We start from the raw sequence: 7,959 nt of genomic DNA on the forward strand, positions 1-7,959 counted from the left end.
GGAGGTCAAGGGCTGCGCAAGGCGCTGAGCACGGCCGTGATCTCCGGGCGCGGGGTGGACGGGCGGCGGGCGGCGGCCGTGATGCGGCGGGTCACCGCAGGCGTCAGCGGGCGGGTCGTCACGCGGTAGCGCGGGTCCACGGCCAGGCCCGGCAGCAGGGCGATCGAGCGGCCGGCCTCCACGTGGCGCAGCGTCAGCATGTAGTTGTTGAAGCGGCAGATGACCGACGGCTCGAAGCCGGCCTCGCGGCACAGGCGGGTGGCCAGCTCGGACATGTACGAACCGGCCACGTCGAACGTCCAGCGCTGATCGGCGCACACCTGGAGGGGGACCGCCTCCAGGGCGCCCAGCGGGTGACCCGGCGGCAGCACCAGCACGACCTCGTCCTCGGCCAGCGGCACCAGGTCGACGGCCGGGTCGAGCTCGGCGCCCACGAAGTCGGTGGTCGTGACGATGACGTCCACCTCGCCGCGGCGCAGCGCAGGCATGCTGACGTGCGGTTCCATCTCGAGCAGCACCACGGTGACGTCGGGATGGCGGGTGGCCAGCCGCGCCACCGCGGGCTCGGCCACGGCCGGGATCGCGCTCTGGAAGGCGCCCAGCGTCACCGTGCCGGCCGGCTCGTCGAGCAGGCCGCGCAATGACGCCTCGGCCGCGTCCATGGCGGCCAGGATCTCGCGGGCCCGGCCGGCCAGCAGCACCCCGGCCGCGGTCAGCCGGACCCGGCGGCCGGTGCGCTCCAGCAGCGCCGTGCCGGTCTCCCGTTCCAGCGTGGCGAGCTGCTGGGACACCGCGGACGGACTGTGGTTGCCGCGCTGGGCGACGGCGCGGACCGTCCCGTACGTCGAAAGGTCGACCAGCAGGCGCAACCGCCAGGGATTGAGGGCCACTGTGCGACTTTACTTAACAGCCAGGCCGGAAAAGCGAGATGGACCCGACGCTTGATCCGCCTCTAGCGTCGATGCATGGAGTTCTGGTCCGACGCCGAGCGTCACCTCGTCCGCTACTCCGGCGCGGGGACGTTCACCCCCGAGATCATCGAGCGCGCCGAGGGCAGCTTCGTCTTCACCGCCGACGGCCGCCGCGTCCTCGACTTCACATCGGGGCAGATGAGCGCCATCCTCGGCCACTCGCACCCGGCCGTGGTGGCCACCGTGCAGCGCCAGGTGGCCACGCTCGACCACCTGTTCAGCGGCATGCTCAGCCGGCCCGTGGTCGACCTGGCCCGCCGCCTCGCCGAGTCGCTGCCCGAGCCGCTCAGCAAGGTGCTGTTGCTGACCACCGGGGCCGAGTCGAACGAGGCGGCCATCCGGATGGCCAAGCTGGTCACGGGGCGGCACGAGATCGTCTCGTTCGGCCGCTCGTGGCACGGCATGACCCAGGCGGCGGCGAGCGCCACCTACAGCTCAGGGCGCAAGGGGTACGGTCCTGCGGCGCCCGGCAACTTCGCGATCCCCACCCCGAACGCGTACCGCCCGGACTTCACCGACGCGAACGGCGAGCTCGACTGGCGCAGGCAGCTCGAATTCTCGTTCGAGCTCTTCGACGCGCAGTCGGTGGGCAGCCTCGCGGCCTGCATCGTCGAGCCCATCCTCAGCTCGGGCGGCGTGCTCGACCTGCCGCCGGGCTATCTGGCCGCGCTGCGGGACAAGTGCCACGAGCGCGGCGGCCTGCTGATCCTCGACGAGGCACAGACCGGTCTGTGCAGGACCGGCGACTGGTACGCCTTCCAGCGCGACGGCGTCGTCCCGGACCTCCTGACCCTGAGCAAGACACTGGGCGCCGGCCTGCCGCTGGCCGCCGTGGTGACCAGCCCGGAGATCGAGCAGACCGCCCACGACCGCGGCTTCCTGTTCTTCACGACGCACGTCTCCGACCCGCTGGTCGCCGCGGTCGGCAACACGGTCCTCGACGTCCTCACCGGCGAGCGGCTCGACGACCAGGCCAGAAAGCTCGGCGAGCACCTGTCGGCCGGGCTGCTCGAGTTGAAGGACAGCCACGCCGTCATCGGTGACGTGCGGGGCCGCGGTCTGCTGGTGGGTCTGGAACTGGTGCTCGACCGGCAGACCAAGCAGCCGGCCGACGAGCTGGGCGCGGCCGTCACCCGGCGCTGCCTCGAGCTCGGCCTGCACATGAACGTGGTGCAGCTGCCCGGCATGGGCGGCGTCTTCCGGATCGCTCCGGCGCTGACCTCCACGGCCGCCGAGCTCGATCTCGGCCTGGAGATCCTCGACCAGGCGATCGGCGACGTGGCGCCGCGGTTCATCTGATCGACGCGACGATCACCGGGTCGGCCGTGAAGTAGTGCCCGGGCGCCGCCGGGTCGGCCGGCCCGTCCCCGGTCAGGCGCTCGATCGCCACGTAGTCGTCGGTGACCTGCCACCGCCCCGGCTTCCAGGCCGGCTCCTCGGCCCTGACGGCCAGCGTGAAGTCCAGCTCGCCGCCGATCCTGAGGTGCCGGTCGGCGGTGAGGGTCACCAGCCGCCCCCGGGAGAACCCGAGCACCTGTACGCCGGGCGGAGCACTGTCCAGGGCGTCCGACCGCTGAGGTGCCGCACCGCCGGTCAGATAGCCCTGCCCGGTCCCGTCCCGCAGACCAGCGCAGCCGGAGAGCCCAGCCGCGCAGCCGACTGGGACAAAGGGCCCCTTCGGGTACGGCGTGAGAGCCGCCCCGTTGGCCACGGAGTACCCACCCGTGGCGCAGAAGTACTGACCCCCGGCCGTGGTGAACCCGTCCCCACAGCCGGCCGGCACGTCGATCTGCCAGCGCCGGACGCCACTCGCGACCTCGTACGCCGAAAGCCGCCCACCCCCGGCGACCAGCACCGCCTGGTCACCGACGTGCAGCCCGACCGGTGCCCAGACCGTCGCCGCCCCGGTGCGATGCCCCGCGAACCCCGGCGCGGACCGGCCCGCGGCGGTCCGCCAGGCTTCCTTCCCGGTACGCCCGTCGATCGCGATCAGCTGGCCGTCGGACCACCGGCTGATCACCGTCGTCCCCGCCGCGACCACCCCGGAGACCTGCGCCGGCCAGCGCCGCAGCGACCACCGGGCGGTGTTCACGCTCTTCGCGTCGACCGGCCCGTCCGCGCGCACCTGCCGCTTGCTCGCATAGACCCGGAGGCGATCGTCGACGATCAGCGGCGCCTGATTGAGGCGCCCGGTGACCTGCGGGACCCGATCGGCCCGCGCCGGATAGGCCGCGGCCGCGGGCGACCACACCTCGGCCGGCGCCAGCACCCGCCAGCCGATCAGACCGGCCGCGGCGGTCAGGACGAGCGCCGCCAAGGATCGCAGCAGCACCCGGGACACCCCGGCAGCGTATGTCAGGCGACCGCGGCCAGGTCGTCGAGGTCACGGCGCAGCGCACCCTCGGCGGTCTCGGCGGCCAGGCCCCCGAAGATCAGTGCGAGGATGCGGCCGGCCGGCGCGGTGGCCGAGCCCTCCTGCTTCACGGTCACCATCGTGCCGCCGCGGTGCCGGCCCGACTTGACCGGCACGAACGAATACGTCATGCGGTAATCGGCGCCGATGCCGGGCGACGTGACCACGAATTTCTCGGGCACGTCGCACTCGCGGACCCGGAACTCCTCGGTGACCTCGCCGCCGTCGGCCATGCCACGAGTCTCGCGCCAGACCGTGCCCGCGCCGAACGGCCCGTGGCTGCGCACCTCGACCCGGGTGACGGCGGTCAGCCACTCGCGGCGCCGGCTCAGATCGGTGAACACCTGCCAGACCGCCGCGACCGGCGCGTCGATCAGACGAGTCACCACGACCGTCGACATAGCGTCACCTCCGCGTACACCGTACGACAGAAATCACGCCACGATGGTGCCCGAAACCGAGCCCAGCGTGATCTCCTTGCCCCCGGCCGAGCGCGCGGTCGCGCCGATGCGCACCCAGTCACCGTCCTCGAGATAGCCGCGCGACGTGCCGTCGCGCAACCGGACCGGCTCGGCGCCGTTGCGGGTGAGCTCCAGGAACGAGCCGACCTCGCCGCGGGCCGGACCCGAGACGGTGCCCGAGGCGTAGAGATCACCTGTGCGCACCGAGGCACCGTTGCTGGTCAGGTGGGCCAGCTGCTGGGCCGCGGTCCAATACATCGAGGCGAACGGCGGCGTGCTGACCAGGGTGTCGTTCCACTCGACGGACAGCCGCAGGTCGAAACCGGGGCCGGCCGGGCGCAGATAGTCCAGCGGCTCGGGATCCTGGGCGACTCCGGGCACCGTGGCCAGCGTGCTGAGCGGGGTCACCCAGGGCGACAGCGTGGTGGCGAACGACTTGGCCAGGAACGGGCCGAGCGGACGATACTCCCAGGCCTGCAGGTCGCGGGCGGACCAGTCGTTGACCAGCACGACACCGAACACATGCTCGGCGAAGTCGGTGGTCGCGATGCGCCGGCCGGGCACACCGACCACAAAACCGACCTCGGCCTCGACGTCCAGCCGCCGGGTCGGCCCGAAGACGCTCTCGGCGAGCTGACCGCTGGGCCGCTGGACGGGTGTGCCCGAGACGACCACCGTCGCCGACCGGCCGTGATAGCCGATCGGCAGGTGTTTCCACTGCGGGGACAGGCCGGGCGAATCCGGGCGCAGGATCTTCGACACGTTCAGGGCGTGGTGCTCGGACGAATAGAAGTCCGTGTAGTCGGCCACCTCGAACGGCAGGTGCAGGGTCACGTCACGCAGCGGGATCAGCGGCGGCTCCGACGCCACCAGGTCGTCGACGGCCTCACGGGCGGCCGTCCACTCCCGACGGCCGGCGGCCATCAGCGGGTTGAGCGACGCCGCGGCCAGGTGCCCGCCGAGCGCCGACAGATCAACGACCGACGACCACAGCCGTACGCCGATGCGCCGCTCGTCACCGGGCCGGCTGAACACCCCGTACGGCAGGTGGTGAAGCCCGAAGCCGCTCACTCGTAACCACCGTTGATCAGGCCGAGGCGCACCAGCTCGGTGAGCGGCTCGACGACACCGACCGCGCCGAAGCCCGCGAACAGCGGCCGCGGCTCGCTCCGCCGGGCCCGGCACGCCTCCACCAGCGGCACCGGATGGGTGGCGGCCAGCACCTCGGCCACCTCGGCGACCTCGCCGCCGTCGTGCGCGCTGATCGCCGCGGTGAGCACGTTGAGGAAGCCGTGATGGGTGAAGCCGGTCTCCGGATCGGTGTGCCGGATGGCGTGCCGCAGACCCGCGGCCAGCCGGAACGGCAACCGGCGGTCGCGGCAGGCGCAGAGCACCGCGGCCAGCTCGACCGGGGTCGGGAAGAGCTCGGCGGCCAGCCCGCCGACCCGGAACTTGGGGGCCAGCCGCACCCCGGCGTCCCGCGCCTCCACAACCGTGTCCAGGGCGCTCAGCAGCCCCCAGCTCAGCGGGATCTCGGCGTACACAAGAGGGGTCTCGTCGTTCTCGGCCAGCTCGCGCAGAGCGCTGAGGCCGGGCTGCGGATCCTCGCCGCGACGAGCGACCGCCGCCTCCAGGTGCAGCACCTGCGCGCCGGCCGCTCGCAGCTTGTCGACCGCGATCGGGAGCGCGCCCAGGCTCACGTCGCCGACCAGGGCGACGGGCAGGTCCTGAGCATGCAGGTCGGCGCCGATCAGCGAGGCGGGCACGAGCAAGGAACCGAGCAGACCGGCGAACCAGCCTGCACGGTGCTCGTCGTGCTTGACGACAGCCTCGGCGACGCCGGTGGGGCTCGGCGGCAGCAGAGACGCGTCGTCCACCAGCCCGGCGAAGAGCGGAGGCACCAGCGTTGACACGAATCCGAACCTAATGGACGCTTCGAGAAGCGGACAACCACGTCCGAAATGTCGGATCTCGAAGGTGAGTGGCAACGATGCCTTTTTACCGCAGCATCGGCGAGGTGCCCCACAAGCGGCACACGCAGTTCCGGCGGCCCGACGGCGGCCTCTACAGCGAGGAGCTGATGGGTCAGGAAGGCTTCTCGTCCGACTCGTCCCTGCTCTATCACCGGCACCCGCCCACGGCGATCGTGTCGGCCGAGGCGTACGAGACACCGGCCCTGATCCGGTCGGCCAACCACCCGCTCAAGCCCCGCCACCTGCGCACCCACAAGCTCGACGCCGGCCCGGCGGACGCGGTGCTCGGCCGCCGCGCACTGCTGGCCAACGACGACGTCCGCATCGGCTACGTGATCGCCGACCGGCCGTCCCCGCTCTACCGCGACGCCGTCGGCGACGAGTGCCTCTACGTCGAGGACGGCCGGATCGTCGTCGAGACCAGCTTCGGCGCGCTCGAGGCCGGCACCGGTGATTACGTGATCATCCCGACATCGGTGGTTCACCGGATCGTGCCGCTCGACGGTCCCGCCCGCCTGTTGACGATCGAGGCCACCGGCCACATCGGACCCCCGAAGCGCTACCTGTCGGTGCGCGGCCAGTTCCTCGAGCACGCGCCCTACTGCGAGCGCGACCTGCGCAGCCCCGGAGAACCGCTGCTGGTCGACGCGACCGACGTCGAAGTGCTGGTCAAGCACCGGGCCGGGTGGACCAAGCACGTGTACGCCCAGCACCCGTTCGACGTGGTCGGCTGGGACGGCTGCCTCTACCCGTGGGCGTTCTCGATCCACGACTTCGAGCCGATCACCGGTCGCGTGCACCAGCCGCCACCGGTGCACCAGACCTTCGAGGGTCCGAATTTCGTGATCTGCTCATTCGTGCCCCGCAAGGTCGACTACCACCCGCTGGCGATCCCGGTCCCCTACAACCACCACAACGTCGACTCCGACGAGATGATGTTCTACACCGGCGGCAACTACGAGGCCCGCCGCGGCTCCGGCATCGAGCAGGGTTCGATCTCGCTGCACCCGTCCGGCTTCACCCACGGCCCCCAGCCCGGCGCGGTCGAGCGGGCCCTCGGCATCGAGGCCTTCGACGAGCTGGCCGTCATGGTCGACACGTTCCGCCCCCTCGACCTGTGCGAGGCGGCGGTCGCCGTCGAAGACACCGCGTACGCCTGGACGTGGAACCGCTAGACGCCGATCACCGACATCTCGACGTCGATCCTGGCCGGGAGCGGCTTCTCGGCCGGGAACGACGGAACCCGGAACACGAAGACCACAGCGTCATCGCCGGCCTTGTGCAGACAGTAACCACGCCCAGCGGTCAACGGCAGATATCCCGCCTGGTACTTGACCCCGTTGCTCTCCTGACAGGCCGCCGGATCGGCGAACGGGTCGCCACTGGCGGCCCCGATCGTCGCCCGTCCTTGCAGTGGTTCCGCACTCCAGACCCGCTCATCGGCGCCGGCACAGTTCTGCACCTTCTCGTCCTTGCCGGGCGTGGAGCACAGTAGGGAGAGGTCCCCGGTGTAGGCGTCGGTGCCGGGTCGTGGCGGTTGCAGCCAGAGCGCACCCTGCGGGTATTTGTCGCCGCTACCCATCGGGACCTGAACCTTCAGAATCGCCGTACCCAGGCCCTGCTGAGCCGACGCGGACACCCCGACGACGGGGGACCCGAGCACCGTGGGGAGGTCCTCAGTGTCCGATGTGGTCTGACTGCGATAGAGGGCCACCGCGAAGCTGCCGGCCGCGATCACCGCAACAGCAAGAGCCGCCGAAACGCCGGCCCGGCTGAGCCTTCGCACCCTTACCAGCACCACAGCAACCGCCACCAACACGACCACCGCCGCCACAGCGATCACCAGATCCACCATGCCGCCCAACCTATTGCACGCACCGCGTTTCCCGCGGCCCACTACTCTTCGTAATCAGGCATCGAGCCGCCTCACTGTGGGTAGACCCCAGGGCTCTGCCCCGGACCCCGGCCATCGCTGGAGAGCTCCCTGGTGATGGTTGCGGTGGGGGGCTTGGGGCAATGCCGCGTAGCTTAAGTTGATCTTGTTGTGGCCTGGGTGAAGGTGCGTAGCCGGATCGTGGCTGGTTTGTCGTGGCGGATGCTGGGTGTGTCGTGGGGTTTTTTCACGCGGTATTGGTTGTGGC

8 protein-coding genes are annotated in these 7,959 nt (G+C 71.2%); 2 read left to right on the forward strand and 6 right to left on the reverse strand.

Features of this window, described 5'->3' with window-relative positions:
- Positions 1-5: 5 nt before the first annotated feature.
- Positions 6-890, reverse strand: a complete 885-nt coding sequence (locus tag NAG42_RS04835) for a LysR family transcriptional regulator (RefSeq protein ID WP_308201110.1) — start codon at positions 888-890, stop codon at positions 6-8.
- A 75-nt stretch (positions 891-965) separates the two neighbouring features.
- Here NAG42_RS04835 and NAG42_RS04845 point away from each other — a divergent pair, with 75 nt between their 5' ends.
- Positions 966-2,270 carry an aspartate aminotransferase family protein gene (locus NAG42_RS04845; protein WP_250028278.1) on the forward strand — a complete coding sequence of 435 codons (1,305 nt, stop codon included), beginning with the start codon at positions 966-968 and terminating at the stop codon, positions 2,268-2,270.
- Here NAG42_RS04845 and NAG42_RS04850 read toward each other — a convergent pair.
- From NAG42_RS04850 to NAG42_RS04865, 4 genes are read right to left on the reverse strand one after another with little or no spacing between them, the layout of a single operon-like run.
- A complete protein-coding gene (locus NAG42_RS04850; RefSeq protein ID WP_250028279.1) occupies positions 2,263-3,312 on the reverse strand; it encodes an outer membrane protein assembly factor BamB family protein in 1,050 nt (349 codons plus the stop codon). The genes NAG42_RS04845 and NAG42_RS04850 overlap by 8 nt on opposite strands.
- Positions 3,313-3,326: 14 nt before the next feature.
- Complete coding sequence (locus NAG42_RS04855; RefSeq protein WP_250028280.1) at positions 3,327-3,785, reverse strand: SRPBCC family protein; 459 nt, start codon at positions 3,783-3,785, stop codon at positions 3,327-3,329.
- A 33-nt stretch (positions 3,786-3,818) separates the two neighbouring features.
- Positions 3,819-4,916, reverse strand: coding sequence for a fumarylacetoacetate hydrolase family protein (locus NAG42_RS04860; RefSeq protein WP_250028282.1), 1,098 nt, complete (start codon positions 4,914-4,916; stop codon positions 3,819-3,821).
- On the reverse strand, positions 4,913-5,758 hold the full coding sequence (locus NAG42_RS04865) for a hypothetical protein (protein ID WP_250028283.1): 846 nt from the start codon (positions 5,756-5,758) through the stop codon (positions 4,913-4,915). Before NAG42_RS04865 ends, NAG42_RS04860 begins: the two co-directional genes overlap by 4 nt.
- A 77-nt stretch (positions 5,759-5,835) precedes the next feature.
- On the opposite strand from NAG42_RS04865, the gene NAG42_RS04870 reads away from it, so the two are divergent.
- Positions 5,836-6,993 carry a homogentisate 1,2-dioxygenase gene (locus tag NAG42_RS04870; protein ID WP_250028284.1) on the forward strand — a complete coding sequence of 386 codons (1,158 nt, stop codon included), beginning with the start codon at positions 5,836-5,838 and terminating at the stop codon, positions 6,991-6,993.
- Here NAG42_RS04870 and NAG42_RS04875 read toward each other — a convergent pair.
- Entirely contained in the window at positions 6,990-7,673 is a 684-nt protein-coding gene (locus NAG42_RS04875; RefSeq protein WP_250028285.1) for a hypothetical protein, read from the reverse strand. The two genes, NAG42_RS04870 and NAG42_RS04875, sit on opposite strands and share 4 nt — an antisense overlap.
- Positions 7,674-7,959: the final 286 nt, after the last annotated feature.

Origin of the sequence: Paractinoplanes maris, from assembly GCF_023544465.1 — a bacterium.
Classification (GTDB): Bacteria; Actinomycetota; Actinomycetes; order Mycobacteriales; family Micromonosporaceae; genus Actinoplanes; species Actinoplanes maris.

What these genes read in the sequence shown, in the direction of transcription:
- NAG42_RS04845 (WP_250028278.1), top strand. Translation starts at nt 966, where the DNA reads ATGGAGTTCTGGTCCGACGCCGAGCGTCACCTCGTCCGCTACTCCGGC.
- NAG42_RS04855 (WP_250028280.1), bottom strand. Translation starts at nt 3,785, where the DNA reads ATGTCGACGGTCGTGGTGACTCGTCTGATCGACGCGCCGGTCGCGGCG.
- NAG42_RS04870 (WP_250028284.1), top strand. Translation starts at nt 5,836, where the DNA reads ATGCCTTTTTACCGCAGCATCGGCGAGGTGCCCCACAAGCGGCACACG.
- NAG42_RS04875 (WP_250028285.1), bottom strand. Translation starts at nt 7,673, where the DNA reads ATGGTGGATCTGGTGATCGCTGTGGCGGCGGTGGTCGTGTTGGTGGCG.